The sequence below is a fragment of the Leifsonia naganoensis genome (assembly GCF_013410615.1).
In the GTDB taxonomy this organism is placed as follows: domain Bacteria; phylum Actinomycetota; class Actinomycetes; order Actinomycetales; family Microbacteriaceae; genus Leifsonia; species Leifsonia aquatica.
In genome coordinates, this window is the sequence record NZ_JACCHJ010000001.1 from 2759601 (window position 1) to 2784721 (window position 25121).

At 71.2% G+C, this 25121-nt stretch carries 27 protein-coding genes; 17 read left to right on the forward strand and 10 right to left on the reverse strand.

All coding sequences use genetic code 11. The annotated features are described in order from the left end of the window. Positions 1-69 precede the first annotated feature (69 nt). Entirely contained in the window at positions 70-1113 is a 1044-nt protein-coding gene (locus tag HNR14_RS13375; protein ID WP_179701439.1) for a GNAT family N-acetyltransferase, read from the forward strand. A gap of 6 nt (positions 1114-1119) precedes the next feature. Here HNR14_RS13375 and HNR14_RS13380 read toward each other — a convergent pair whose 3' ends face one another. Further along, positions 1120-3039, reverse strand: a complete 1920-nt coding sequence (locus HNR14_RS13380) for an acyltransferase family protein (protein ID WP_343064485.1) — start codon at positions 3037-3039, stop codon at positions 1120-1122. A gap of 174 nt (positions 3040-3213) precedes the next feature. Here HNR14_RS13380 and truA point away from each other — a divergent pair, with 174 nt between their 5' ends. Next, the gene (gene truA / locus HNR14_RS13385; protein ID WP_179701440.1) at positions 3214-4080 is read left to right on the forward strand and encodes a tRNA pseudouridine(38-40) synthase TruA; all 867 of its coding nucleotides are present in this window, start codon (positions 3214-3216) and stop codon (positions 4078-4080) included. Here the strand turns inward: truA and HNR14_RS13390 are convergent. The 3 genes from HNR14_RS13390 to HNR14_RS13400 are packed head-to-tail and all read right to left on the reverse strand — an operon-like array spanning position 3980 to position 7375. Then, positions 3980-5329 carry a DUF6716 putative glycosyltransferase gene (locus tag HNR14_RS13390; protein ID WP_179701441.1) on the reverse strand — a complete coding sequence of 450 codons (1350 nt, stop codon included), beginning with the start codon at positions 5327-5329 and terminating at the stop codon, positions 3980-3982. The two genes, truA and HNR14_RS13390, sit on opposite strands and share 101 nt — an antisense overlap. Position 5330: 1 nt before the next feature. After that, positions 5331-6203, reverse strand: coding sequence for an N-acetylneuraminate synthase family protein (locus HNR14_RS13395; protein WP_179701442.1), 873 nt, complete (start codon positions 6201-6203; stop codon positions 5331-5333). Next, positions 6200-7375 (reverse strand): acylneuraminate cytidylyltransferase, encoded by a 1176-nt coding sequence (locus HNR14_RS13400; protein ID WP_179701443.1) that lies wholly within the window; start codon positions 7373-7375, stop codon positions 6200-6202. The genes HNR14_RS13395 and HNR14_RS13400 overlap by 4 nt, the downstream gene beginning before the upstream one ends. 194 nt (positions 7376-7569) lie before the next feature. Here HNR14_RS13400 and HNR14_RS13405 point away from each other — a divergent pair, with 194 nt between their 5' ends. Further along, on the forward strand, positions 7570-8208 hold the full coding sequence (locus HNR14_RS13405; protein WP_179701444.1) for a hypothetical protein: 639 nt from the start codon (positions 7570-7572) through the stop codon (positions 8206-8208). A 36-nt stretch (positions 8209-8244) separates the two neighbouring features. Here HNR14_RS13405 and HNR14_RS13410 read toward each other — a convergent pair whose 3' ends face one another. Beyond that, positions 8245-8892 (reverse strand): response regulator, encoded by a 648-nt coding sequence (locus tag HNR14_RS13410; RefSeq protein WP_179701445.1) that lies wholly within the window; start codon positions 8890-8892, stop codon positions 8245-8247. Continuing rightward, the gene (locus HNR14_RS13415) at positions 8889-10091 is read right to left on the reverse strand and encodes a sensor histidine kinase (protein WP_179701446.1); all 1203 of its coding nucleotides are present in this window, start codon (positions 10089-10091) and stop codon (positions 8889-8891) included. Before HNR14_RS13415 ends, HNR14_RS13410 begins: the two co-directional genes overlap by 4 nt. 270 nt (positions 10092-10361) lie before the next feature. On the opposite strand from HNR14_RS13415, the gene rplM reads away from it, so the two are divergent. Genes rplM through glmM form a run of 3 tightly spaced genes read left to right on the forward strand, consistent with a single transcriptional unit; the run spans position 10362 to position 12742 of the window. Continuing rightward, positions 10362-10808, forward strand: coding sequence for a 50S ribosomal protein L13 (gene rplM, locus HNR14_RS13420; RefSeq protein ID WP_021763734.1), 447 nt, complete (start codon positions 10362-10364; stop codon positions 10806-10808). 48 nt (positions 10809-10856) lie between these two features. Beyond that, a complete protein-coding gene (gene rpsI, locus HNR14_RS13425) occupies positions 10857-11354 on the forward strand; it encodes a 30S ribosomal protein S9 (protein ID WP_021763735.1) in 498 nt (165 codons plus the stop codon). 26 nt (positions 11355-11380) lie between these two features. Then, positions 11381-12742, forward strand: coding sequence for a phosphoglucosamine mutase (glmM, locus tag HNR14_RS13430; RefSeq protein WP_021763736.1), 1362 nt, complete (start codon positions 11381-11383; stop codon positions 12740-12742). A gap of 25 nt (positions 12743-12767) precedes the next feature. Here the strand turns inward: glmM and HNR14_RS13435 are convergent, their stop codons facing one another. From HNR14_RS13435 to coaA, 3 genes are all read right to left on the reverse strand, one after another. Beyond that, positions 12768-13076 carry a helix-turn-helix domain-containing protein gene (locus HNR14_RS13435; RefSeq protein ID WP_021763737.1) on the reverse strand — a complete coding sequence of 103 codons (309 nt, stop codon included), beginning with the start codon at positions 13074-13076 and terminating at the stop codon, positions 12768-12770. 93 nt (positions 13077-13169) lie between these two features. Continuing rightward, on the reverse strand, positions 13170-13475 hold the full coding sequence (locus HNR14_RS13440; RefSeq protein ID WP_179701447.1) for a helix-turn-helix domain-containing protein: 306 nt from the start codon (positions 13473-13475) through the stop codon (positions 13170-13172). Positions 13476-13565: 90 nt separating this feature from the next. Then, complete coding sequence (coaA, locus tag HNR14_RS13445) at positions 13566-14531, reverse strand: type I pantothenate kinase (RefSeq protein WP_179701448.1); 966 nt, start codon at positions 14529-14531, stop codon at positions 13566-13568. A gap of 42 nt (positions 14532-14573) precedes the next feature. Here coaA and glmS point away from each other — a divergent pair, with 42 nt between their 5' ends. The 8 genes from glmS (at position 14574) to HNR14_RS13485 (ending at position 21406) form a co-directional block, all read left to right on the forward strand. Further along, a complete protein-coding gene (gene glmS / locus HNR14_RS13450) occupies positions 14574-16424 on the forward strand; it encodes a glutamine--fructose-6-phosphate transaminase (isomerizing) (RefSeq protein WP_179701449.1) in 1851 nt (616 codons plus the stop codon). 17 nt (positions 16425-16441) lie between these two features. Next, complete coding sequence (locus HNR14_RS13455; RefSeq protein ID WP_021763741.1) at positions 16442-16798, forward strand: holo-ACP synthase; 357 nt, start codon at positions 16442-16444, stop codon at positions 16796-16798. Between the two features lie 56 nt (positions 16799-16854). Next, positions 16855-17910 (forward strand): alanine racemase, encoded by a 1056-nt coding sequence (alr, locus tag HNR14_RS13460; RefSeq protein WP_179702663.1) that lies wholly within the window; start codon positions 16855-16857, stop codon positions 17908-17910. After that, positions 17907-18425, forward strand: a complete 519-nt coding sequence (gene tsaE / locus HNR14_RS13465) for a tRNA (adenosine(37)-N6)-threonylcarbamoyltransferase complex ATPase subunit type 1 TsaE (protein ID WP_179701450.1) — start codon at positions 17907-17909, stop codon at positions 18423-18425. The genes alr and tsaE overlap by 4 nt, the downstream gene beginning before the upstream one ends. Before the next feature lie 29 nt (positions 18426-18454). After that, complete coding sequence (gene tsaB, locus HNR14_RS13470; protein ID WP_179701451.1) at positions 18455-19075, forward strand: tRNA (adenosine(37)-N6)-threonylcarbamoyltransferase complex dimerization subunit type 1 TsaB; 621 nt, start codon at positions 18455-18457, stop codon at positions 19073-19075. Between the two features lie 47 nt (positions 19076-19122). After that, positions 19123-19557 carry a ribosomal protein S18-alanine N-acetyltransferase gene (gene rimI, locus HNR14_RS13475; protein ID WP_051337028.1) on the forward strand — a complete coding sequence of 145 codons (435 nt, stop codon included), beginning with the start codon at positions 19123-19125 and terminating at the stop codon, positions 19555-19557. Then, the gene (gene tsaD, locus HNR14_RS13480; RefSeq protein ID WP_179701452.1) at positions 19554-20624 is read left to right on the forward strand and encodes a tRNA (adenosine(37)-N6)-threonylcarbamoyltransferase complex transferase subunit TsaD; all 1071 of its coding nucleotides are present in this window, start codon (positions 19554-19556) and stop codon (positions 20622-20624) included. Before rimI ends, tsaD begins: the two co-directional genes overlap by 4 nt. Before the next feature lie 86 nt (positions 20625-20710). Further along, complete coding sequence (locus tag HNR14_RS13485) at positions 20711-21406, forward strand: DUF4190 domain-containing protein (protein ID WP_179701453.1); 696 nt, start codon at positions 20711-20713, stop codon at positions 21404-21406. 24 nt (positions 21407-21430) lie between these two features. Here the strand turns inward: HNR14_RS13485 and HNR14_RS13490 are convergent, their stop codons facing one another. Further along, a complete protein-coding gene (locus HNR14_RS13490) occupies positions 21431-22618 on the reverse strand; it encodes a THUMP-like domain-containing protein (protein ID WP_179701454.1) in 1188 nt (395 codons plus the stop codon). Positions 22619-22755: 137 nt separating this feature from the next. On the opposite strand from HNR14_RS13490, the gene groES reads away from it, so the two are divergent. From groES to HNR14_RS13505, 3 genes are all read left to right on the forward strand, one after another. Then, positions 22756-23052 (forward strand): co-chaperone GroES, encoded by a 297-nt coding sequence (gene groES, locus HNR14_RS13495; RefSeq protein WP_021763071.1) that lies wholly within the window; start codon positions 22756-22758, stop codon positions 23050-23052. Positions 23053-23137: 85 nt separating this feature from the next. Continuing rightward, positions 23138-24064 carry an EamA family transporter RarD gene (gene rarD, locus HNR14_RS13500; RefSeq protein ID WP_021763072.1) on the forward strand — a complete coding sequence of 309 codons (927 nt, stop codon included), beginning with the start codon at positions 23138-23140 and terminating at the stop codon, positions 24062-24064. Between the two features lie 4 nt (positions 24065-24068). Next, positions 24069-25064, forward strand: a complete 996-nt coding sequence (locus HNR14_RS13505) for an Lrp/AsnC family transcriptional regulator (RefSeq protein ID WP_021763073.1) — start codon at positions 24069-24071, stop codon at positions 25062-25064. Positions 25065-25121 lie beyond the last annotated feature (57 nt).

Sequence of the window (25121 nt, forward strand, 5' to 3'; positions counted from 1 at the left end):
TCGCATCCTGTTCAGAAGGCCCCGCATCCATTCGGATGCGGGGCCTTCTGCGTTGCGTAGGCTGGCGGGATGGAGCAGAACGACCAGACCCTGCCACCGTTGTCCGACCGTGTGACGGCGCCGCCGACCTATAGGCCGCGGCATCCGCTGATCACCCGGTGGCGCGCCGCGACGCCGGAGGACGTGGACGCGGTGTGGGAGGTCGTGAAGGCGATGGATGCCGTCGACCACCCGAACTACATCACCACGCGCGACGAGGTCGCCGAGGATCTCGGCTACAGCTTCGTGGACCTGGAGAAGGACTCGCTGCTCGCCGAGACGGCGGCCGGGCGGGTCGTCGCGGTGGGCATCGTGTTCGAGCCGCCGCGCAAGGAGACGCTGGTGCGCGAGTTCCTGAACGGCGGCGTGCATCCAGAGTTCACCGGTCGCGGGATCGGTCGCGAGCTGCTGGCGTGGCAGATCGCCCGAGGCGAGCAGAAGCTGGCGGCGCTGGACGCGCGGCTTCCGGGGTGGCTGGTCGGATACGCGGACGAGCGCGCTCCGCATCGGGAGCGCCTCCTGCGCTCGGCCGGGCTCGACCCGGTGCGCTACTTCCTCGGTCTCGAACGCGATCTCGCCGAGCCGGTGCCGGACGTGGTGCCGGTCGGCGACGTGCGCATCGTGCCGTACACGCCCGAGCTCGCGGATGCCGTGCACAGCGCGCGCGACGAGGCGTTCCGCGACCACTGGGGCAGCCAGCCGATGAGCGACGAGCAGTGGGAGTCTTTCATCGGCGGGACCTTCCGCCCCGACCTGTCGTTCGTGGCCCTCGCCTCGGGAGCCGAGGGGGAGCATGTCGCGGGGTGCGTGTTGACGCAGGTGAACGAGGAGGACTGGACGGCGCAGGGCTTCACCGGCGCCTACGTGGCGATGCTCGGCACGACGCGGGCGCACCGCGGGCAGCGGATCGCTCCGGCGCTGCTGTCGGCGACCCTCGCGGCGTGTGCCGACCTCGGTTGGGAGAAGGTGACGCTCGACGTCGACGCGGAGAACCCCACCGGCGCGCTCGGTCTCTATACGCGGCTGGGCTTCGTGACGGCGACGCGCGAGACGGGGCTGGTGCGCGCCTACTGACGGCCGCTACTGCGGCCGCGGGCCGGCTTTGTCCCAGGGATTCGCCGGCCGGACGGTGGAGCGCTCGGCCAGCGTGTGGAGCGCGTCGCCGAGCGCTTCGGCGTAGAGGAGGCCGCCGCGGTGCCCGGGGTGGATCTGGTCGTCGGCGAGCAGCTCGAGGTGGCCCGCGATGGCACCCTTCCAGTCGGCGACGACGACGCGGCCGGGATGGTCGGCGGCGTATCGGTCGAGCGTGGCGTTGACGCCGTCCGCCCAGGACCGCGGCGCTTGGACGTTCACGAGCACGAGGTGGCGACGCGGGCCGATCGCGTCGAGCACCGCGTCGAGCGTGGTTCCCGAGATCGACCCGTTGGTGCCGAGGCCGAGCACGACGACATCCCGCAGCCCGCCGGAGGCAGCCGCCCCCGCGATCACCTCCGGAGCCTTGCTCATCTGCCGCGACACCACCGCGTCGACGGCGATCCCCGGGTAGGTCTCCTGGAGGGCGGGCGCGGAGGCGAGCATCACGGAGTCGCCGAAGGCGGAGATGTCGGGACCCTTCGCGATGGGGTGCGGGTCCGGCGGGATGCGCAGGTGGGTGGGCGGGGCGCTCGGAGATGCACTGTGCCCGGATCCGCCGAGGGACGCGGCGCCCTGCTCGATCATCCGCTGGGCGCTGGTGGCGGCCGGGGCCAGTGCCATCGCCGCGACGGTGCCCGCGACCAGGAGGCCGGCGACGGCCGTTCCGGCGATTCCCGCGATCCGCGTCGGCCGCGAGGCGTGCATCCGGACGCGGGCGCGACGCAGCGTGCCCAGCAGCCCATGCTTCCGGATCGGCTGCTCGAGGTACCGGTACGACAAGAGGGCTGCAGCGCCGGTGACCGCGAGCGACCCGACGCCCACGAGGACCGCCGCGATCGGCTCGTTCTCGTCGGGCACGAAGGCGCACGCGAGGACGAACACGGGCCAGTGCCAGAGGTACAGGCCGTACGAACGCGCTCCGACGAAACGCAGCGGCGCGAGATCGAGGGTGCGGCCGAGGGAGGAGCGGGGCACGATGGCAGCCCAGATCGCGACCGCGCTGAGAACGCTGACCAGCGCCAGACCGCCGCGGTAGGTGAAGTCCGCATCGGAGGTCATCGCGTAGGCGCACACGACCAGTCCCAGGACGGAGAGCGCGCCCAGGGGCCCCAGGCCGCGTCGTACGAACGTCTGCAGGGCGCTCTCGCCCGCGTCGAGGTCCAGCGGGCGCATCCGCACCACCAGGAGAGCCAGGGCCGCGCCGAGGGCGAGCCCGAAGCTGTGGGTGTCCGAGCCGAAGTAGACGCGAGTGGGGTCCTCGCCGGGCACGGAGAGCACGGCCATCCAGATCGCCGAGGCGGCGGCCGCCGCCAGCACGATCGCGAACCGCGCCCACCAGTGGCGGATCAGAGCCAGGGCCAGCAGGATCAACGGCCAGACCAGGTAGAACTGCTCCTCGACCGCGAGGGACCAGAGGTTGCGGAACAGCTCCGGCGCGCCCTGGGCGAAGTAGCTGGAGTCGGCCGCGATCGAGAGCCAGTTGGCGCTGAAGGTGAAGGCTCCGAGGATCTGTCGCGGCAGGCCGACAAGCACGTCGCCGCCGAGCGCCAGGGCGACCGTCGAGCACACGATCACCAGCAGTGCGATGGCGGGGAGGAGGCGCCGCGCGCGTCGCACCCAGAACCGCCGCAGGTCGACGCGGCCGGTCGTGCGGCGCTCCCGCACGAGCAGGCTCGTGATGAGGAAGCCGCTGATCACGAAGAACACGTCGACGCCGATGAAACCGCCGGGCAGGACGCCGGGGAACAGGTGGTAGATCATCACGACGGCGACCGCGAAGGCGCGCAGCCCGTCGAGACCCGCGTACCGCACCGGCAGGGACGGCGAGGGGCCCGAGACGGGCGCGGCCGGACGATCGACGGTCACGGCGGGCTGGACGGTGAGGAGAGGCAATTCAGTCACAGAGGCGGTCGGCGGGCGGGTGCGGGTGGAGGCCGCGCCGCAGCGGGCACGGAAGCGCCCACGATAGCAATCGCGGCTGACAGTCGGCTCACCCGGGGCGGCGCGCCCGACCCTCCGCTCGCTCCATAGAATCGAGGGATGACCGACCTGGTGACGCGCTATCGGCTCGACATCGCCTATCAGGGCACCGACTTCAACGGCTGGGGGCGACAGCCCGGGCTCCGCACGGTGCAGGGCGTGCTCGAGGACGCCCTCGCGACCATCTTCCGCCGGGCAGGCGACCCGCCCACGCTCACCGTCGCGGGCCGCACCGACGCGGGCGTCCACGCGCTGGGTCAGGTCGCCCATGTGGACCTCACCGCGCCGCAGGTCGCGCTGCTGCGGCGGCCCCACGGCAAGCGCCCTCCGCTGCCGGCGCACGAGGCGCTCGCCCGTCGGCTGAACGGCGTGCTCGGGCCGGTGGCGGACGTGATCGTGCGTCAGGCGACCGAGGCACTCCCGGGCTTCGACGCGCGCTTCTCGGCCGTGTGGCGCCGGTACGAGTACCGCGTCGCCGACCGCCACGCCTTCCGCGACCCGCTCCAGCGTCACCGCATCGCCTGGGTGTCGTCGGAGCTCGACCACACGCGGATGGACATGGCGGCGCACGGGCTGCTCGGCCTCCACGATTTCGCGAGCTACTGCAAGGCGCGGGAGGGCGCGACGACGATCCGCACCCTCCAGGCGTTCTCCTGGCGGAGGGAGGCGGACGGCGTGCTCGCGGGGGAGGTCGTCGCCGACGCCTTCTGCCACAGCATGGTCCGCGCGCTCGTGGGAGGGTGCGTGGAGGTCGGCGAGGGCAAACTCGAACCGGGCGACCTGATCGCCCTCCGAGACGACCAGCGCCGCACCAACGCGTTCAAGGTCATGCCCGCGCGCGGTCTGACACTGCTGGAGGTCGGTTACCCGGAAGCGGCGGAGCTGTCGCTGCGCGCGGAGCAGACCCGGGCTCTGCGCTCGCTCTGAGCCGCCGCATCCGCCGGAGCACCCGCTTGCCCGAGCGGATGGGGGTGCCGATGACGAGCGCCACCCCGCCGAGCACGCTGCGGTCGTGCGCACCGAGGGCGACCTTGCGCTCCCAGGCCCGCCGGAGCGCTCCGCCACGACTGCGGCGGGCTGCCGGCCGGTCCGGGAGGAGGCCCGCATCCCGCGCGGTCATGAGCGCGTCGGCGCGCACCGCCCAGTCGTCGTCGGCGGCCGGGTGGAAGTAGTTGTCGTCGCGCCATTCTGGCCGCACGGACCCGAAGCGTCCGGCGATCAGGTCCGCTGCCGTCCCCTCCGTGCCGCTGCCCGCGAAGACTTCGTTGATCAATCCTCGGGAGACGCCGAAGTCGGTGAGGGTCAGCGCGGGGACGCCGCGCCCGACGGCCTCGATCATCGCGGTGGAGCTCACGGTGACGAGCGCCAGCGCGCGGTCGAGGTGAGCGTCCATCGGACCCGTCTCGACCGTCAGGTTCGCGGGGGCGTCGTTCGGGAGGAGGTCGGCGTAGGGATACGTCTCGCGGTGCGTCTGCTGCTCTCCCCGCACCGCGCGCGTTTTGATGACGACGCGCCACTCCGGATGCGCAGCGGCCGTGTCGGCCAGCCAGCCGACGAGAGCCCGGCGGTCCTCCTCGGCGGACGGGACGCTCGGCTGCGCGGCGAAGACGACGGCATCGCGGCGCAGCGGTTCGGTCGTGCGGGTCGGGGTCGCGGAGGGGGCGGCGCGCAGGAACGGCAGGGTCGCCAGCGCGAAGTGCGGCTCCACTCCTCCCTCGGTCGCGAGCGCGGCGTACTCGCGCACCTCCCGCCGGCTGTGCAGGACGAACAGGTCCGCCCGCGCGCGCAGGAACAAGCCCTTCCACTTCGCCGGGTAGGAGATGCCGGGCAGTCCGGTGAGGATCACGGGGCGTCGGCGCACCCGCCGGTGGAGTTGGTCGATGAGGAGTTCGGCGACCGGTCCGAGCGTCGCGACCAGGACGGCGTCCGGCGGGTCGGCACAGACGCGCTCCACGACGGCGTCGACGCTGAGCGCCTCCGGCGGGTCGGCGGCGAGGTGCGCGAGTCGTTCGTCGAGCCCGTGGAACGCTGCGCGCAACTGATCGCGGCTCGCCGCCGTCGGGGTGGCGATGGTGACGAGCTCGAGCCGCCAGTCCGGGGGAGCCGCCGACAGCAGGTGCGCCCCCCACTTGGCGAACGAATCCGTGTCGACGACGCCGAGGACGCGCCGCGTCACCTCACGCACCCACCCGGCGCAGCTTGGAGAGCGGGGCGAGCTCGCCAGGGAAGACGCGCTTCACGCCGTCGCCGAGGGCCGTCTCGATGATGCGGATGTCGCGGGCGAGCGTCTTCACGCCGTGCGGCTCCAGCGACGCCGCGTGGTCGGAACCCCACATGGTCCGGTCCAGGGTGATGTGGCGCTCGACCGCCGAGGCGCCGAGCGCAACCGCGGCCAGTGAGATCTGGAGCCCGGGCTCGTGCCCCGAGTAGCCGATCGGGATGCCGGGGTAGCGGGCCGCGAGCGTGCCGATGGTGCGCAGGTTGGCTTCCTCCGCCGGGAGCGGGTAGGTGGAGGTCGCGTGCAGGATGACGAGACGGTCGGTGGCGAGCGCGTCGACTGCGCGGTCGATCTGATCGAGGGTCGACATCCCGGTCGAGAGGATGACCGGCTTGCCGGTCGCGGCGACCGCACCCAGGAGCCCGAGATCGGTGACCGACGCCGACGCGATCTTGTAGGCGACGACGTTGAGATCCTCGAGGAAGTCGACCGCCGGCTCGTCCCAGGGCGAGGCGAACCAGTCGAGGCCGCGCATGGTCGCGTAGTCGCCCACCTCGATGTACTGGTCGCGGTCGAACTCGACGCGGTAGCGGTACTCCAGGTAGGTCATGTCGCCCCACGGAGTGCTGCGGGGGACGGACTTCATGTGCTCGGGCGTGGAGATCGCAGGCGTGCGCTTCTGGAACTTCACCGCCTGAATGCCGGCGTCGGCGGCCACGTCGATGAGCTGCTTGGCGATCTCGACGTCGCCGTCGTGGTTGAGTCCGATCTCGCCGATCAGGTAGGCGGGGTTGCCGTCGCCGATGTGCGAGCGGCCGATCTGCACGGTCATGATGCTCCGTTCCGTTGGGTGAGGACGAGGTCTGCGAGTTCGCGCACGGCACCGTCGCCGCCGCGGCGCGTGAGCACGAGCCGGGCGGCGGCGAGGACGGCGGGGTGGGCGTCGGCGACCGCGACGGGCCAGCCCACGACGCCGAGCGCGCCGAGGTCGTTCACGTCGTTGCCGAGGTAGGCGACACGGTCGAGGGGGATGCCGGTCCGTGTCGACCAGGTGCGCAGGGCCGCGGCCTTGTCGTCGATGCCGTGCAGCACGTCGACCCGCAGCTTGGCGGCGCGGGCGGCCACGACCGGGTTCGTCTCGGTGGAGAGGATGAGGAGGGGGACCCCGGCCTCCCGGAGCATCCGCACGCCCATCCCGTCGCGCCGGTTGACGACGACCGTCTCGCCGCCGTCGGTCGCGATGCTCGCGCGATCGTCGGTGTGCACGCCGTCGAAGTCGGTGACCACGGCATCCACGTCGATGTCGGGGGCGGTCGTGTCGAGCAGCGGTCCGAGGGCAGCCGCGGCCGCGAGGTCGGACGGGTCGTCGATGTCGATCGCGCCGCGCGGATCGACCTTCGCGATCTCCACGCGCCCGAAGAAGCGGTGGCGGTACTGCAGGAAGCCGTCGACGCGCAGCGCATAGAAGGCTCCGGTCTCGCGGAACTCCGGGGCACGGTCCTGCCGGCGCGGACGGACGCGCGCGTCGTGATTGACGGCGACCGCGGATCCGTCGTCCGCGACGCGCCAGAGGAAGGCGTGCGAAGCCGCCGCGGAGAACACGACGTCGGCGCTGCCCTCGAGCACCCGCACCACGGCGGCGTCCAGATCAGCGGGAACGATGAAGGGGGAGGTCGCCTGCACGAAGAGAAGCACCTCCGGCCGCACCCCGTCGGCGGCGAGAACGTCGAGTGCGTGCAGCAGGGCGGCCTCGGACGACGCCTCGTCACCCGACAGGTCCGCGGGCCGATCGATCGTCCGAGCACCCGCGACGGTCGCTTCCGCCGCGATGCGCTCGCCGTCGGTGCTCACGTAGACCGCGTCGACGAGCTCGGCGGCGACGGCGGCGTGAACGGCCCGGGCGACCAGGCTGCGACCCGCGACGGGCGCCAGGTTCTTGCCCGGGATGCCCTTCGAGCCGGCACGGGCGGGGATCACCGCGACCACGCGGACGGGGGAGTGCATGCCGGCACGCTACGGACGCCGCATGGCCGGGCGAGGGACGGGACGGGAACGCCGGACGACCGGCTGTGGAACCGTTCAGGAACGTTCGAGGACGCTCAGGTGCACGTAGCGCCCGTGGGGGTCAGGGTCGACACGCGGGTTTCAATTCCAGATTCTGGATGTCTCACTGCGAGTCGTGGAACGGGAGCGATCGGATGCACACCTCTCCCTCCGGCTGGGCAGTCGGCTCTTTCAGCGGCATCAGCTTCGATGGAACGCTTCGCGACCTCCTCGGAGATTTCGAGAGCTACATTCGCGTCTATAACCCCGCGCACGATCCGACGGCGCCCCCAGGCGCCGACTCCCGAAGCTGGGCACGAGCCGGCACTCCGGCGACGGTTGTCACAGTCGACACGCAATGGAGCGACCTCCAGGTCGACCCGGTGCTCGATGAGCCGACCATGGGCGACCTCGACACTGATGTTGTGGTTCGACTCGCCAGCGTCCTCGGCCGGCACACCACGACGCCGGACGAATGTGCGTTCCTCATCTGGACCGGATACGCCGAGGTCGAGTCGCTCGACAGCGCTCCGGTGATCCGGGCGGGACACCGGACGGATCTCGCTGTCTTCTCCGGTCCCATCACCGCCGCGGTGCAGCCGCAACACGGCCGCCGACCCATGAACTGGCGTCCCCGGGACGGTGCGTGGGCGGTCGGGAACGACATCTATGCCCGTAGCGTCTACGTCGGGGCCAGTTCCGCAACCATCCGGGCGATTCACGACTCGCCACTCCTGGAGGTCGCCCGCGCCGCCGCCGACAGCGTCCTCGCCGCCGAAGACCGCCGCAACTGACCGGCTCGTCCAGCGTCGAGGACGCTCAAGTGGACGTCAGCGTACGAGTCCGTTCTCGTAGGCGAACGCGACGAGTTGCACGCGGGATGCAAGCCCCAGCTTCTGCAGGATGCTGCGCATGTGGCTCTTCACGGTGGTCTCCGAGATGAACGCGACCTGACCGGCCTCCGCGTTGCTCAGCCCGCGCGCGGCGAGGAGGAAGACCTCCTTCTCTCGCGCGGAGAGGGCGGCGATCGTCTCGGTCCGCGGCGGCCGGACGCGCTCGCCGCCGAACAGTGCGGCCGTCTCCTTCGGCGCGATCACGGAGTGACCGGCGTGCACGGTGCGGACGGCCGCGAGCAGGAAGTCGGGCGTCGTGTCCTTCATGACGAAGCCGTCGGCACCGGCACGCATCGCGCGGGCCACCGCCTCGTCGCGCTCGAACGTCGTGAGCACGATGATCCGGGGCGCATCGTCGCCGGTGAGTGTCGAGCGGATGCGCGCGGTGGCGCCGATGCCGTCGAGCAGCGGCATGCGCAGGTCCATCAGGACGACGCCCGGGCGTTCCTGCACGGTCAGCGCGACGCCGGCCTCGCCGTCGTGAGCCGCACCCGCGAACTCCAGGTCGGGTTGCGACTCCAGCAGCATCCCGATGCCCGAGCAGAAGAGGGGCTGGTCGTCGACGACGGCGACACGGATGCTCACGCGAGCACCGCCTGTGCCGCGGGGATGAAGGCGGTGACGAGGAAACCGCCGCCCTCCTCCTCATCGGGTCCGGCGTCGAGCCAGCCGCCGGCGAGGCGCGCCCGCTCACGCATACCGTGCACGCCGCGACCGCTCCCGGATTCCGGCGCGGCCGCGTCGGCATGCTCGCCGGCCGACGACGCGACGGACACCATCATCCCGCCGCCCCGAGCGTCGAGCACGAGGCGCGCGCTCGCCCCCGAACCGCCGTGCTTCAGCGCGTTCGTGAGCGCCTCCTGCACGATCCGGTAGACGGCGAGCTCCTGCGCCGGGGTCAGGCCGGCGGGCTCCGCGAACCGCTCCACCTCGGTCGACAGACCGGCATCGCGCATCCGTTCGACCAGGGCGTCGATGTCGCCGACCGCCGGCGCGGCACGGCCGTCCGGCTCGGCCACGAGCGTCTCGATCAGCATCCGCACCTCGGTCAGGGAGGAGCGCGCCGACGTGGCGATGGTCTCGAGCGACTGCGCCATCGCCTCGGGCCGTTCCCCGGACAGGGCGCGAGAGCCGTCCGCCTGCGCCAGGATGACCGAAAGCGAGTGCGCCATGATGTCGTGCACATCCTGAGCGATCCGCTCGCGCTCGCCGGCGACGATCGTCTCGGTCTCGGCCCGGAGCACGTCCTCCCGTGCCGCGGCGAGGGCCCTCTCCTGCGCGGCGATCCTCCGGCGTGCGCCGATCAGGATGCCGACGGACCACGACGCGAGGCCGGCGAGCGGCAGGCTGACGAGAAGGACGGGGCGCATGGCCGGATCCGCCCGATCGATGCCGTACCCCCAGCACAGCATCCAGGCGATCAGCGCGCCTCCGCCGAGAGCATAGGCGAGCGGGAACAGGCGACGCTTGCCGGGCAGAGTCGCCGCGGTCACGACGACGACGATGACGTTGCCGACGTAGAGTGCCGGATCGAAAGGAGTGATAGGCGGGATGAACTGCCCCACGAGCGCCGACGCGCCCAGTGCGAGCGCGGTCAGAGGCAGCAGCCGGGAGAGCGCGATGGCGAGCGACTGGAGGAGCAGCACGGCCCAGAACAGCACCGCTGCCGGCTCGTCTCCCGTGATCGGGTTCCGGCCGACTTCGCACACTGCCCACAGGGCGAACCAGACCATCCCGATCACAGGCTCGAACAGCGGCCGTGCGGAGACGATGACGTTCTTCATGCTCCTCAACCTAGGATCGGGTGGCGCGCCCCGACGAGCGATCCGGCCCGAAATCCTCCCCAGGGCGGAGCGGTGCCGCCCCGGAGGCGCACCGGTTTGACCGCATCCGGGCGTGTCGCGTAGTATTGACTTTTGGTGTCCGCGCCTCCTGCGGTGCGGCATGCGAACGTGAGCCCTCCACCGGCACGGTTCGACTCTCATCGAGACGAGAACCCCCATCGGAGTGGGATTCACGAACTCCTCCGTTCGATACAGAAAGCAGCCACTACTGTGACGCGCACTTATTCCCCGAAGGCAGACGAGATCCAGCGCGACTGGGTCGTCATCGACGCGACCGACGTCGTGCTCGGCCGTCTCGCCAGCCACACCGCCGCCCTCCTGCGCGGCAAGCACAAGGCGACGTTCGCCCCCCACCTGGACTCGGGCGACTTCGTCATCATCATCAACGCGGACAAGGTCGCCCTGACCGGCCAGAAGGCCGAGCAGAAGAAGGCGTACCGCCACTCGGGCTACCCGGGCGGCCTCAAGGCCACCACCTACTCCGAGCTCCTGGAGAAGAACCCGATCCGCGCCGTCGAGAAGGCCGTCCGCGGCATGCTCCCGAAGAACTCCATCGGTCGCGCCCAGCTCCGCAAGCTGAAGGTCTACACCGGAAACGAGCACCCGCACGCCGCCCAGCAGCCGAAGCAGTACACGCTCGGCCAGGTCGCCCAGTAGGCGATTCCAGACCTTCACGACTGACAGAGACAAAGGATTATCACCATCGTGGCGAAGATCGCAGACAGCATCGAGTCGGCCCCGGCCGAGAACGTCGAGTCCTACTCGACCGAGACCCCGGCCACTGAGGCCCCGGCCGCCCCGCGCGCCGTCCTCTCCGTTCCGGGCGCGGCCGTCGGCCGACGCAAGGAGGCCATCGCGCGTGCGCGCCTGGTCCCCGGTTCCGGCACCATCACGGTCAACGGCCGTGCGTTCGCCGACTACTTCCCGAACAAGCTGCACCAGCAGCTGATCAACGACCCGTTCAAGGTTCTCGACCTGCTCGGCTCCTACGACGTCGTCGCACGCATCACCGGCGGCGGCCCCTCGGGTCAGGCCGGCGCCCTGCGTCTGGCCATCGCGCGCGCTCTCAACGAGATCGACCGCGAGAACAACCGTCCGAACCTGAAGAAGGCCGGCTTCCTCACTCGTGACGCCCGCGTCACCGAGCGCAAGAAGGCTGGTCTCAAGAAGGCCCGCAAGGCGTCGCAGTTCTCCAAGCGCTAACGACTCCGAGCGTTTAGGCTGCCGATATGCCACGTCTTTTCGGAACCGATGGAGTCCGTGGACTCGCCAACGGTAGCCTCACCGCCGACCTCGCGCTCGGCCTCGCTCAGGCAGCAGCTGCTGTCCTGACGCGAGGCCGCAGCGCCGAGGAGCGGCGTGCCGCCGGCAAACGGCCGACGGCGATCGTCGCCCGCGACCCTCGCGTCTCGGGCGAATTCCTGTCTGCGGCAGTCGCCGCGGGCCTCGCCAGTTCTGGCATCGACGTGTTCGACGCGGGTGTCATCCCGACCCCCGCCACGGCCTTCCTCATCGCCGACTTCGACGCGGACTTCGGTGTGATGGTCTCGGCCTCGCACAATCCGGCGCCGGACAACGGCATCAAGATCTTCGCCCGTGGCGGCACCAAGCTCCCCGACCAGGTCGAGAACCGCATCGAGGAGCACCTCGGCCTCGAGAAGCTGACGCCCACGGGCGCCGGCGTCGGCCGCATCCGCCGCTTCGCCGACGCGGAGGACCGGTACGTGGTCCACCTGCTCGGCAGCCTCCCGCACCGCCTCGACGGCATCCACGTCGTGCTCGACTGCGCGCACGGCGCCGCCGCCGGCATCTCGCCCGAGGTCTTCACCGACGCGGGCGCACGCGTCACCGTCATCGGGGACTCCCCGGACGGCATGAACATCAACGACGGTGTCGGCTCCACCCACCTCGACAACCTCGCCAAGGCGGTCCTCGCGGCCGGTGCCGACGTCGGCATCGCCCATGACGGCGATGCCGATCGCTGCCTCGCGATCGACGCCGACGGCAACGTGGTCGACGGCGACCAGATCATGGCGATCCTCGCGCTCGGCATGAAGGAGCGCGGCAAGCTCAAGGACGACACCCTCGTCGCCACCGTCATGAGCAACCTCGGGCTGAAGCTCGCGATGCGCGACGCCGGCATCCGGGTCGTCGAGACCGCGGTCGGTGACCGCTACGTGCTCGAGGAGATGAACAAGAACGGCTACTCCCTCGGCGGCGAGCAGTCGGGCCACGTCATCATGAGCGAGTTCGCCACCACCGGCGACGGCATCCTCACCGGCCTCCACATCCTCAGCGAGATGGCGCGCCAGGGCAAGCCGCTCTCGGAGCTGGCGAAGGCCATGACGATCTACCCGCAGGTGATGATCAACGTGAAGGGTGTGGACCACCACGCCGTCCACACCGACGAAGAGCTGCGCGCCGCCGTCGCGTCGGTCGAGCAGACCCTGGGGGAGAGCGGCCGCGTGCTGCTGCGCCCGTCGGGCACCGAGCCGCTGGTGCGCGTGATGGTGGAGGCGGCCGACCAGCCGACCGCCGAGCGCCTGGCGAACGAGCTCGCCGACGTCGTGCGCGACCGCCTCACGGTCTGATCGGACCCGCCGACGACGGATCGCGTCAGCGGCCGTCCTGCTGCCGCCGTGCGGCGATGTAGTCGAGCGCCGAGTACGGCCGGTCCTTCTCGGGGAGCATCCCCTCCTCGGCGAGTCCGGCCATGAGGGCGGCCGGGTCGAGCGACATCGTCATCGCGAGCTGGACGATGGTCGTCAGTGTCGGGTTGCCGCCACCGCGCTCGAGGCGCCCGTAGTTGGCGAGATCGACGCCGCTCAGGTGCGCGATGTCGTACTGCGAGCAGCCGAGCTCGAGTCGCCGCGCGCGCAGGCGCTCGCCGAAGACACGGGAGGCCTCGGAGCGCGCGCGTGACATGCTCTCAGCATCCGCTCCCCTGATCTTGCAGGCCAGTGGATGGACGCGTCAGGCCTGTGGGCATGAGGCATTCATGCCCGAATGCCGACGCGATCAGCTCTCCTGCGCCCGGCGCGCGGCGATGAAGTCCGCGACCGAGTACGCACGCTCGCGCTCGGGCAGCATCCCGTCGCCGTACAGCCCGGCCAGCAGGACTGCGGGATCGGAGTCCAGCGCCGTGGCGAGCCGGACAATGGTGTGCAGCTCGGAGTTGGCTTCACCGCGCTCGATCCGCCCGTAGTTGGTGACGTGCATCTCGGCGAGGTTCGCGATGTCCTCCTGGCTCAGGCCGAGCGCGAGACGTGCCGCGCGGACGCGCTCGCCGAAAACGCGGGCGGCCTGTGAACGAGGTGCTGCCATACCTCATGACTACGCGACCCGACCCTGGCTGACCAGAGTGCCCGCACGTCAGCCTCGAGAGCCTGAGGACCCTGAGCCTCAGGCACGTGGTCAGAGCTTACGGAGCAGGACGGAACTCACCGTGTGGTCGGCGTCCTTGCGGAGCACGAGCTTGGCCCGCGAGCGCGTCGGCCGGATGTTCTGCAGGAGGTTCGGCTCGTTGATCCGCGACCAGATCGAGGAGGCACGAGCCCTCGCCTCCTCCTCGGTGAGGTCGGCGAACCGGTGGAAGTACGACTGCGGGTTGGCGAACGCGCCCCGCTGCAGCTTGAGGAAGCGCTCCTGGTACCAGCGGGCGATGTCGCGGGTGCGCGCGTCGACGTAGACGCTGAAGTCGAACAGGTCGCTCACCGCGAGCCTGTTGCCGCCACCCGCCGGTTGGAGGACGTTCAGTCCTTCGACGATCAGCACGTCCGGTCGGCGCACGACGACCTCCGCGTCCGGGACGATGTCGTAGCTGAGGTGCGAGTAGAAAGGCGCGCGCACCTCCGGCGCACCGCTCTTGATCTCCGTCACGAACCGCAGCAGCGAGCGGCGGTCGTACGACTCCGGGAACCCCTTGCGCTCCATCAGTCCGCGGCGTTCGAGCTCGGCGTTCGGCAGCAGGAAGCCGTCGGTCGTGACGAGCTCGACCCGCGGAGTGTCCTCCCATCGGGAGAGGAGCTCCCGCAGCAGGCGGGCGATGGTCGACTTGCCCACCGCGACGGAACCCGCCACCCCGATCACGAACGGTGTGCGCTGCGAGCGCTCGCCGAGGAAGTCGCTCGTCACCCGGTGCAGCTGCCGGGCGCCGCCGACGTAGAGGTTGAGGAGCCGGCTGAGCGGGAGGTAGACCTGCTCGACCTCGCGCATGTCGAGCGGGTCGCCCAGACCGCGCAGCTGCACGATCTCGGTCTCCTTCAACGGCAGCTGCGTGTTCTGCGCGAGATCGGCCCAATCGGCCCGATCCAACTCGACGAAGGGGGTGCTGGAGTCGCCGCCTGTGGGTTCGCCGCGACCGGCGCCGTTGTCACGCATAGGCGACAAGTCTAGGCCGTGCCCCAGGTTAGAATCGGGTCCATGTGTGGAATCGTGGGGTACGTCGGTACCGATAAGAGCCTCGAGGTGCTTCTCGGCGGTCTCAAGCGTCTGGAGTACCGCGGATACGACTCCGCCGGCATCGCCGTCATCGGCCCGGACGGACGTCTGGGCACGGCCAAGAAGGCCGGCAAGCTGGCGGTCCTCGCCGGCGACCTCGTGGCGCACCCCATCCCGAACGGCAGCACGGGCATCGGCCACACGCGCTGGGCGACCCACGGCGGACCGACCGACCGCAACGCGCACCCGCACCTGGGTGACGACGGCAAGCTCGCCGTCATCCACAACGGCATCATCGAGAACTTCGCGACCCTCAAGGACGAGCTGCTCGCCGACGGCTTCGAGTTCGAATCCGAGACCGACACCGAGGTCGCGGCCGTGCTGCTCGGGCGCGAGTACCGGGCGACCGGTGACCTGGGCCAGGCCTTCCAGCGCGTCGTGTCGCGGCTCGAGGGTGCGTTCACCCTCCTCGCCCTGCACAAGGACCAGCCGCATGTCGTCGTCGGTGCGCGCCGCAACTCCCCGCTGGTGATCGGTCTGGGCGACGGGGAGAACTTCCTCGGCTCGGACGTCGCCGCGTTCGTGGAGCACACCCGCCGCGCGATGGCGATCGGCCAGGACCAGATCGTCACGATCACCCCCGACGCCGTCACCGTGACCGACTTCGCCGGTGCCCCGGTCGAGGTCGAGCCGTTCGAGGTCGCCTGGGACGCCTCCGCCGCCGAGAAGGGCGGCTGGTCCTCGTTCATGGCGAAGGAGATCGCCGAGGAGCCGGACGCCGTCGCCAACACGCTGCGCGGCCGCGTCGTCGACGGCGAGGTGCACATCCCGGAGCTCGACGCCCTCGGCGACGACTTCTTCACCGGCATCGACCGCATCACCGTCGTGGCCTGCGGAACGGCTGCGTACGCGGGCCTCGTCGGCTCCTACGCGATCGAGAAGTGGGCGCGCGTGCCCGTCACCGTCGAGCTCAGCCACGAGTTCCGCTACCGCGAGCCGGTCATCTCCGACGGCACCCTGATCATCTCGATCAGCCAGTCCGGCGAGACCATGGACACCCTCATGGCCGTGAAGTACGCCCGCGAGGCAGGCGCCAAGGCCATCTCCGTCTGCAACACGCAGGGTGCGACCATCCCGCGCGAGTCCGACGCCGCCCTCTACACGCACGCCGGCCCGGAGGTCGCCGTCGCGTCGACCAAGGCGTTCGTCGCGCAGATCACGGCCCTCTACCTCTTCGGCCTGCACCTGGCGCGCGTGCGCGGCACCCTCTCCGACGCGCAGCAGCGCGACGCCGTGGAGGAGCTCGGCGCGGTCCCCGAGAAGATCGCCACGGTCCTCGAGTCCCACGAGACCATCGCGCAGCTCGCGCGCTGGATGTCGGACACCCGTTCCGTGCTCTTCCTCGGCCGCCACGTCGGCTACCCGATCGCGCTCGAGGGCGCGCTCAAGCTCAAGGAGCTCGCGTACATCCACGCCGAGGGCTTCGCCGCCGGCGAGCTGAAGCACGGCCCGATCGCGCTGATCGAGCCGGGGCAGCCGGTGTTCGTCGTGGTCCCGAGCCCGCGCTGGTCGGACGAGCTGCACAAGAAGGTCGTCTCCAACATCCAGGAGATCCGCGCGCGCGGTGCTCGCGTCATCGCGATCGCCGAGGCAGGCGACGCGGCCGTGCTGCCGTTCGCCGACGAGGTCATCCGCATCCCGCTGGCCGCGCCGCTCTTCGAGCCGCTGCTCGCGGTGGTGCCCCTGCAGATCTTCGCGATGGAGCTGTCGGCGGCGAAGGGGCTGGACGTCGACCAGCCGCGCAACCTCGCCAAGTCCGTCACGGTCGAGTAAGCGGAAGCGGTCGCAACGTGATCGCCGGCATCGGTGTCGACGTCGTCGACCTGGCGCGATTCGCGCGGTCGCTCGAGCGCACGCCGAAGCTGCGTGAACGCCTCTTCACCGAGGCGGAGCGCGGGCTCCCCGTGCATTCGCTCGCGGCCCGCTTCGCCGCGAAAGAGGCGCTGATCAAGGCGCTGGGCGGCTCCGAGGGCGTGCGCTGGCACGACATGGAGATCGTGCCCGACGAGGAGAGGAACCCCGGATTCGTGCTGCACAACGTGGTCGAGCGCCAGGTGCGCGAGCGCGGGATCGCGCACATCCACGTGTCGATGTCGCACGATGCCGGGATCGCGACGGCGTTCGTCATCGCGGAGACGGCCTCGTGAGCGCGTTCCGCGAACTCGAGGTCGACCTCGACGCGCTGACCGCGAACGTCGAGCGGATGCGCGCGCACGTCGGCACGCCGCACGTCATGGCGGTGGTCAAGGCGAACGCGTACGGACACGGCGCGGTCGCGTCGGCCCGGGCGGCCCTCGCGGGCGGCGCGGACTGGCTCGGCGTGGCCGACCTCGCCGAGGCCCTGCAGCTGCGCGACGCAGGGATCGATGCGCCCGTGCTGGCGTGGCTGCACGATCCCGATGAGGACTTCCGCCTGGCGGCCGACGCGGGCGTGGATGTGGGGATCTCCTCGCTGGCGCAGTTGGAGGTCGCGGCCGACGCCGCTCGGACCGTCGCTCCGCTCGCCGTGCACATCAAGGTCGAGACCGGCCTCAGCCGCAACGGCGTCGCGGAGAAGGAGTGGGACGCCGTCTTCACGCGCGCGCACGAGCTGGAGGAGGAGGGCGTGATCCGCGTCCGCGGCATCTTCAGCCACCTGTCCAACGCCTCCGACGACGACGACCGCGCCGCGATCGCGGTGTTCGAGCGCGGCCTGGCCCGCGCCGCCGCGGCGGGCGTCGAGCCGGAGCTGCGCCACATCGCGGCCAGCGCCGCCGCGATCGCCCTCCCGGAGTCCCGCTACGACCTCGTGCGGCTCGGCCTGTCGATCTACGGCCTCTCGCCCTACGGCGCCGAGTCCGGGCGGTCGCTCGGGCTCCGCCCCGTGATGACCGTCCGCGGCCGGGTCGCGGCCGTGCGCCGCGTCCCCGCGGGCAAGGGCGTCTCCTACGACTACGCGTATCGCACGGAGCGCGAGACCACGCTCGCCCTCGTCCCCCTCGGGTATGCCGAAGGCATCCCGCGCAGCGCCTCGAACGTCGCGCCGGTCGCGATCGCCGGGCGTCCGTTCACCATCTCGGGCCGCGTCGCGATGGACCAGTTCGTCGTCGACGTCGGCGACCTGGAGGTCGCGGTCGGCGACGAGGTCGTGCTGTTCGGGGATCCTGCGACCGGCGTCCCGTCGGCCTACGACTGGGCCGACGCGTGCGGCACCATCAGCTGGGAGATCGTGACCCGGCTCGACGGCCGCGTCCGGCGCACCTTCCGGGGCGGACGATGAGCGTCGCCGAATCCGTCGAGCCGCCCGCGACGCGGGTCGTCGCGACGCGGGAGGAGATGCACGCGCTCGGTGTCGAGCTGGCGTCCATCCTGCGCCCGGGTGACCTCCTGGTGCTGACCGGGCCGCTCGGCGCCGGGAAGACCACGCTCACCCGCGGGATCGGCGAAGGCCTCCACGTCCGCGGGCCCGTCACGAGTCCGACCTTCGTGCTCGCCCGCACGCACCCCAGCCTGATCGGCGGCGTACCGCTCGTCCACGTCGATGCGTACCGGTTGTCGAGCGCGCTCGAGCTGGACGACCTCGACATCGACTTCGCCGGGTCGGTCGTCGTCGTGGAGTGGGGGAGCGGGATGCTCGACGGCGTCGCCGAATCGTGGCTGGAGGTCGTCATCGAGCGGCCGACCGGCGCGGACGCCTCGGACGTCGACGCGACGGACGACGAGGACGACGAACTGGATGCCGACGAGCCCCGTACCGTCACCATCACCGGGTTCGGCCCGCGCTGGACGGCGTGACGCGGGCGCAGGACGCCTAGGCTGGAGGCATGCTTCTCGCCATCGACACCTCCTCCGGGACGAGCGTCGCCGTGGTCGACCGGGACGCCGGTGTGCTGTCCGAGGTCGTCGAGGCCGACACGATGCGGCACGCCGAGGTGATCGGCACCCTGATCCGCGAGGCCCTCGAGCTCTCCGGCGTACCGGTGTCCGCGCTCTCGGGCGTGGTGGCGGGGATGGGGCCGGGTCCGTTCACGGGCCTGCGTGTCGGCATCGCCGCGGCGAAGGCCTTCGCGATCGGCGCCGGGCGGCCGCTGGTGCCCGTCGTCAGCCACGACGCCATCGCCGCGGAGCGATTCGCCGCGGGTCAGGAGGGACCGCTCCTGGTGGTGAGCGACGCCCGCCGGCGCGAGCGGTACTGGACGGCCTACAGCGGTGTCGACGAGCTCGGCCTCCCCATCCGGCTCGACGGACCGGGCCTCGGCAAGCCCGACGAACTCCCGCATTCCGGGATCGCCCGCGTCGACGCGACCGTGGTGAGCGCGGGACGGCTCGGGATGATCGCCGAGATCCGCTACGCCAACAAGCGGCCGTTCGACGCGGACGAGCCCCTCTACCTCCGTTCGCCCGATGTGACGCTCTCCGCCGGGCCGAAGCGGGTGAGCGCGTGACCGCCTGGGAGCTGCGCCGCGCCGCCGAGACGGACGTCCCGGCGATCATGGAGCTGGAGCGGGCGCTGTTCGTCAACGACGCGTGGTCCGAGCGGTCGATGCGCTCCGAGGTCACCGGCCAGCACGGCTACTACCTCGTCGCGTTCCCGCCCGGCGAGCCGGAGCAGATCGACGCCTACGCCGGACTCTTGGCGCCGCGCGGCGCGGGCGAGGGCGACATCCAGACCATCGCCGTCGCGCCCCACGCCCGCCGTCACGGCCTCGCGCGGACGCTCATGAACGCGCTGATCGGCGAGGCGCGTTCGCGCGGCGCCCGCGAGATCTTCCTCGAGGTGCGCGCCGACAACCCGGGCGCGCAGGCGCTGTACCTCTCCCTCGGCTTCGAGGAGATCGGGGTGCGGCCGCAGTATTACCAGCCGGACGGCGTGGACGCCATCGTGATGCGTCTCACCGTCCCGACCCCGGAGACGACGATCGCATGAACCGCGACGAACCCCTGGTGCTCGGCATCGAGACCTCCTGCGACGAGACCGGCGTCGGGATCGTGCGCGGCACGACGCTGCTCGCCAACACCATCGCGTCCTCCATGGACGAGCACGCGCGCTACGGCGGCGTGGTCCCCGAAGTCGCTGCGCGCGCCCACCTGGAGGCCCTGACGCCGACCCTCCGCACGGCCGTGGCGGACGCCGGGATCGAGCTGGCGGACGTCGATGCGATCGCCGTGACCAGCGGACCGGGCCTCTCGGGCGCGCTGATGGTCGGGGTCGGCGCGGCGAAGGCGCTCGCCGTGTCGCTCGGCAAACCGCTGTACGCGGTGAACCACCTCGTCGGCCACGTCGGCGCCGATCTCCTGGACGCGTCGGGCGGCCCGGGCCACCCGGTGGAGCTGCCGACGATCGCCCTCTTGGTCTCGGGAGGTCACACCTCCCTGCTCCTCGTGCGCGATCTGGTCTCGGACGTCCAGTTGCTCGGCGAGACCATCGACGACGCGGCGGGCGAGGCCTTCGACAAGGTGGCCCGCGTGCTCGGGCTGCCGTATCCGGGTGGACCGCAGATCGACCGGGTGGCCGCCGACGGCGACCCCCGCGCGATCCGGTTCCCCCGCGGGCTCACGAAGCCCAAGGACCTCGAGCAGCACCGCTACGACTTCTCGTTCTCGGGGCTGAAGACCGCGGTCGCCCGCTGGGTCGAGCAGCGGCAGGACGCGGGGGAGGAGGTGCCCGTCGCCGACGTGGCCGCCAGCTTCCGCGAGGCCGTCGTCGACGTGCTGCTGACCAAGGCCGTCGCCGCCTGCCGCGACCACGGCGTCCCGCGCCTGTTGCTCGGCGGGGGCGTCGTCGCCAACGCGCGCGTGCGTCAGCTGGCGGCGGAGCGGACCCGCGAGGCGGGCATCGCGCTGCGCATCCCGGCGCTCTCGCTCTGCACCGACAACGGGGCGATGATCGCCGCCCTCGGCGCGCAGCTGGTGATGGCCGGACGCGAGCCGAGCGAGCTCACCTTCGGCGCCGACTCGACGCTGCCCGTCACCGAGATCCAGGTGGCCCGCTAGTCGTTGACACCCCGCGGCCCCGCTGGGACGATGGGATGGCCCAGGGAGTTCCCAGAAATTCCCGTAGCTAGAAGGAGATGCGGAACATGACCGATCCGAACGCGCCCGCCGGCCCCACGGACCCCGACGCCCAGAACGGAGCGGTCCCGCCCGCGGAGCCCGTGGTCCCGGCCACCGAGTCGGCTCCCGTAGCGCCGCCCGCCCCTCCTGCTGCACCCGCCCCCGACGCGGGCTCCGTGCCGCCGGTCGCCCCGCCCGCCGCTCCCGCCTACGGCCAGCAGCCGCAGGCCCCGTACGGCCAGCAGCCGCAGCAGCCGCAGCAGCCGTACGGTCAGCAGCCGCAGTACGGCCAGCCGCCGCAGCAGCCCTATGCTCAGCCTCAGCAGCCCTACGGCCAGCCGCAGCAGCCGTATGGTCAGCCGCAGCAGCCGTACGGTCAGCAGCCCCCGGCTCCCGGCTATGGCGCGCCGGCCTATGGTCAGCCTGCCCCCGGGTACGCCCAGCCCTATGCGGCGCCCACGAAGACGCCCATCTTGAGCATCCTCTCGCTCATCGGCGGCATCGTCGGCATCGTGCTCAACATCGCCTGGGGCATCGGCGTGCTGTTCGGCATCGCGGCGGTCGTGCTCGGCTTCCTCGGCCGGAGCAAGGAGCCGCAGGCGAAGGGATTCTGGCTCACCGGCCTCATCCTGGGCTTCGTGAGCATCGCGATCGCGATCATCGTCTGGATCGGGTTGGCGATCTTGTTCGCGAGCTTCTCCGCCAACTACAACACGTACTGACGCGGGTCGCGGCGCCGGGCGGCCTCAGAGCCGCTCGGCCAGCAGCGCGGTGTGCCGTCCGGCGATCCTGGTGAGGATCAGGGTCGCCGACCGGTCGCCGTTGAGCGCGAGGCGCTTGCGGAGCGCGGCGGGGTCGACATCCACGCCGCGCTTCTTGATCTCCAGGGTGCCGATGCCGCGGTCGCGCAGCGCGCGCTTGAGGTCGCGCTCGCCGTATGGGAGGGTCTCGAGCACCCGGAACCCGGCGGCGAACGGCGTCTCCACCGCGGCGTCCGCCGTGATGTAGGCGATGCCGTCGGCGACCATGCGTCCGCCGAGCGAGCGGGCCAGGTCGCCGATCAACCGGGCGCGGATCACCGCGCCGTCCGGCTCGTAGAGGTATTCGCCGAGGTCGCCGGTCTCGGCATCCTCGCTGTCGGCCTCCGCCGTCAGCTCGTGGGCGTCGTCGCCGCGCAGGACGAGTGCCGCGCGACGGGTCCCGCTCCGCGCGAGCGCGCCGAACCACAGGCCGAGCTCGACCACCTGGCCGTCGGACGAGATCCACTGGGCCTCGGCGTTCGAGGGGATGAGGTCGCGGTCGAATCCGGGACCGAGCTTGATCCCGACCGAGCGCCCGGTCGCGATCTCGTAGGCGAAGCCGAGCGAGGGCGTGTAGTCGTCGGGATCGGTCAGCCGCTCGGTCTGCGCGTGTCCCGCCGTCCGGCGGGCCGGATCGAGGAAGACGCCCTCGACGGCGCGCAGGTCGGTCTCCTCGGCGCGACCGTGCACGACGGTCGCGGACGGGAACGGAGCGAGGTTGTAGGCGGCGATGGCCGCGGTGACCTCGTCCGCTTCGACGGCGGTCACCTCCAGGTCGATCGCGGCGAAGGCGAGGGCGTCTCCACCGATCCCGCAGCCGAGGTCGGCCACGCGGCGGATGCCCGCCGTGCGGAAGCGGCCGGCGTGCCGGGCGGCCACCGAGAGCCGCGTCGCCTGCTCCAGGCCGGCCTCGGTGAAGAGCATCCGGGAGGCGAAATCGCCGAACTTCGCGACGGCCTTGCGCCGCAGCTTCGACTGGGTGAGGACGGCGGCGACCAGGCCGGGGGAGTGCCCCCGCTTGCGCAGGTCGGTGACGAGACGCAGCACGTCCTTCTCGGTCCGGTACGGGGGCAGGGAGTCGAGCAGACGGAGCCCTTCCGAGCTCAGCAGTTCGACGAATTCGGACCGTTCCATGACCCACACGCTACCTCTTGGCACTCACGTTGCGTGACTGCTAACGCACCCTCTAGACTCTCGTTAGCACTCGCAGTGCGAGGCTGCTAACTCACGTCTTCTGTCAAGACACCGTTTGTCATAGGAAAGGGGTCAACGTGTCGGTCTCCATCAAGCCGCTCGAAGATCGCATCGTCATCAAGCAGGTCGAGGCTGAGCAGACCACTGCGTCCGGTCTGGTCATCCCCGACACCGCCAAGGAGAAGCCGCAGGAGGGCGAAGTCGTCGCCGTGGGCCCCGGCCGCATCGACGACAACGGCAACCGCATCCCCCTCGACGTCGCCGTCGGCGACAAGGTCATCTACTCCAAGTACGGTGGCACCGAGGTCAAGTTCGGCGGCGAGGACCTGCTCGTCCTCTCGGCCCGCGACGTGCTCGCGGTCGTCGTCCGCTGACGCACCCCGTCTCACGTCCGGCCCGGATGCCTTCTGGCATCCGGGCCGTTCTCGTCTGTCGGCCGGGGTCGCTAGAGTCTGTCGGGTGACACCGCCTGCTCCCACGACCGACCGCCGCACCTCCGGACTGGTCTTCGCCCTCTCGGCGCACGTCCTGTGGGGCGTCCTCACCCTCTACTTCATCGCCCTGGCACCCACGACGGCGTGGGAGATCGTCGCCTGGCGCGTCGTCTTCTCGCTGGTGTTCTGCGCCCTCCTGATCACGGTCACGCGGGCGTGGCGTCCGCTGGTCGCGCTGATCCGTTCGCCGCGCATCCTGTTCACGATGGCCCTCGCGGGTGCGCTGATCTACGTCAACTGGCAGACCTACGTGCTGGCCACGGTCACCGGCCACGTGGTGGAGGCCGCCCTCGGCTATTTCATCAACCCGATCGTCACCGTCCTGCTCGGCGTGCTCGTGCAGCGCGAGCGCCTGCGACCGGCCCAGTGGGTCGCGGTCGCGCTGAGCGCCGTGGCCGTGATCGTCCTCGCGGTCGGCTACGGCGCCTTCCCGTGGATCGCGCTGGTGCTGGCGTTCTCGTTCGGCTTCTACGGCCTCATCAAGAAGCGCGTCGGGCCGTCGGTCGACGCGGTCTCCGGGCTCACGCTGGAGACGATGTGGCTCACACCGGTCGCCATCGTGCAGCTGGTCATCGTGGGGATGACCACGGGGATCACCCTCGGCGCGTACGGCACGTGGCACACGATCGCGCTCGCCGGCGCGGGCGTCGTGACGGCGGTGCCGCTGCTGTTCTTCGCCGCGGCCTCCCGGCGTCTCCCGCTCGTCTACATGGGGTTCGTGCAGTACGTCACGCCGCTCATCCAGTTCATGGTCGGCGTGTTCGTGCTGCACGAGGCGATGCCGCCCGAGCGGTGGCTCGGCTTCGGGATCGTCTGGCTGGCCCTCGTCGTGCTCAGTGTGGACATGATCGTCTCCGCTCGCGGCGTGCGCCGGGATGCCCGGCTAGCGTAGGGGCGTGGCCATCTCCACCGACTTCGACGAACTCGACTCCCGCATCGCGGCGGCGCTCCAGGCGAACGGGCGCGCCAGCTGGGGGCTCATCGCCAAGGTGATCGACGCTCCGGTGCGCACGATCGCGCGCCGCGGGCAGCGCTTGCTCGACGTGGGCGCCGTGCGCGTCTCCACCTATCTCGATACGACGATGGTGGGGGATGCACGTCCGCTCGTCATCCAGATCGGCACGCGGCCGGGCCGGGCGGTCGCGGTCGCGCAGGCCCTCGCCACCCGCCCTGACGCGTCGAGCGTGTCTGTGCTCGAGAGCGGCGCAGACGTGATCTGCCAGCTCATGCCGCGCACACCGGAGGAGAGCGCCCGGCTGGTGGTGGAGGAGCTCCCCGAGCTCGACCACCTGGTGTCGGTGCGCGTCGGGACGGTGCTCAAGTTCTTCCGCTCCGGCTTCGACTGGACGGCCATCCCGCTCCCACCGGCCGTGCTGGCGCAGCTGCGCAACGGGGAGGAACCGGCCCCGCGCGCGAGCGGGCGTGTGGCGCTCTCGGCGGACGACGACCGGCTGGTCGCGGTGCTCGCCGAGGACGGGCGGGCCACGGCGAGCGACGTGGCGGAGCGGATCGGCGTCACCCCTCCGACGGTGAAGCGGCGGCTCGACGCCCTGCTCGGCGCCGGCGTGCTGCACGTGCGCACCGAGATCAGTCCGGCCCTGCACGGCTTGCGCGTCGAGGCGCTCACCTGGCTGCAGGTCTCTCCCGACCGCGTGGAGGCGGTGGGGGAGGCGCTCGGGCGGCATCCCTCCGTGCGCTTCTGCGCCGCCTGCACCGGGGCCACCCAGCTGCTGGTCGACTGCGTCGTCGAGGACGAGCACGCCCTGTACCGGTTCCTCACCGAGGACGTCGCCGCTCTGGGCGTCACGGCAGCGCAGACGTCGGTCGTGCTCGCTCCCGTCCGGCGCGGTCCGATGCTCGTCGCCGAGTTGCCGGATGTGGCTGATTTGTAAACATCTTGTTGCAGAAGTGGCCGAAACCTAAATTTGTGATTGCGATAGTGGCCGTTA

Bases quoted from the DNA above. Each gene is read 5' to 3' on its own strand.
- HNR14_RS13375 (WP_179701439.1), top strand. From the start codon at position 70: ATGGAGCAGAACGACCAGACCCTGCCACCGTTGTCCGACCGTGTGACG.
- truA (WP_179701440.1), top strand. From the start codon at position 3,214: ATGACCGACCTGGTGACGCGCTATCGGCTCGACATCGCCTATCAGGGC.
- HNR14_RS13395 (WP_179701442.1), bottom strand. From the start codon at position 6,203: ATGACCGTGCAGATCGGCCGCTCGCACATCGGCGACGGCAACCCCGCC.
- HNR14_RS13400 (WP_179701443.1), bottom strand. From the start codon at position 7,375: ATGCACTCCCCCGTCCGCGTGGTCGCGGTGATCCCCGCCCGTGCCGGC.
- HNR14_RS13405 (WP_179701444.1), top strand. From the start codon at position 7,570: ATGCACACCTCTCCCTCCGGCTGGGCAGTCGGCTCTTTCAGCGGCATC.
- HNR14_RS13415 (WP_179701446.1), bottom strand. From the start codon at position 10,091: ATGAAGAACGTCATCGTCTCCGCACGGCCGCTGTTCGAGCCTGTGATC.
- glmM (WP_021763736.1), top strand. From the start codon at position 11,381: ATGCCACGTCTTTTCGGAACCGATGGAGTCCGTGGACTCGCCAACGGT.
- HNR14_RS13435 (WP_021763737.1), bottom strand. From the start codon at position 13,076: ATGTCACGCGCGCGCTCCGAGGCCTCCCGTGTCTTCGGCGAGCGCCTG.
- HNR14_RS13440 (WP_179701447.1), bottom strand. From the start codon at position 13,475: ATGGCAGCACCTCGTTCACAGGCCGCCCGCGTTTTCGGCGAGCGCGTC.
- coaA (WP_179701448.1), bottom strand. From the start codon at position 14,531: ATGCGTGACAACGGCGCCGGTCGCGGCGAACCCACAGGCGGCGACTCC.
- glmS (WP_179701449.1), top strand. From the start codon at position 14,574: ATGTGTGGAATCGTGGGGTACGTCGGTACCGATAAGAGCCTCGAGGTG.
- alr (WP_179702663.1), top strand. From the start codon at position 16,855: ATGCGCGCGCACGTCGGCACGCCGCACGTCATGGCGGTGGTCAAGGCG.
- tsaE (WP_179701450.1), top strand. From the start codon at position 17,907: ATGAGCGTCGCCGAATCCGTCGAGCCGCCCGCGACGCGGGTCGTCGCG.
- tsaB (WP_179701451.1), top strand. From the start codon at position 18,455: ATGCTTCTCGCCATCGACACCTCCTCCGGGACGAGCGTCGCCGTGGTC.
- rimI (WP_051337028.1), top strand. From the start codon at position 19,123: ATGGAGCTGGAGCGGGCGCTGTTCGTCAACGACGCGTGGTCCGAGCGG.
- tsaD (WP_179701452.1), top strand. From the start codon at position 19,554: ATGAACCGCGACGAACCCCTGGTGCTCGGCATCGAGACCTCCTGCGAC.
- HNR14_RS13485 (WP_179701453.1), top strand. From the start codon at position 20,711: ATGACCGATCCGAACGCGCCCGCCGGCCCCACGGACCCCGACGCCCAG.
- HNR14_RS13490 (WP_179701454.1), bottom strand. From the start codon at position 22,618: ATGGAACGGTCCGAATTCGTCGAACTGCTGAGCTCGGAAGGGCTCCGT.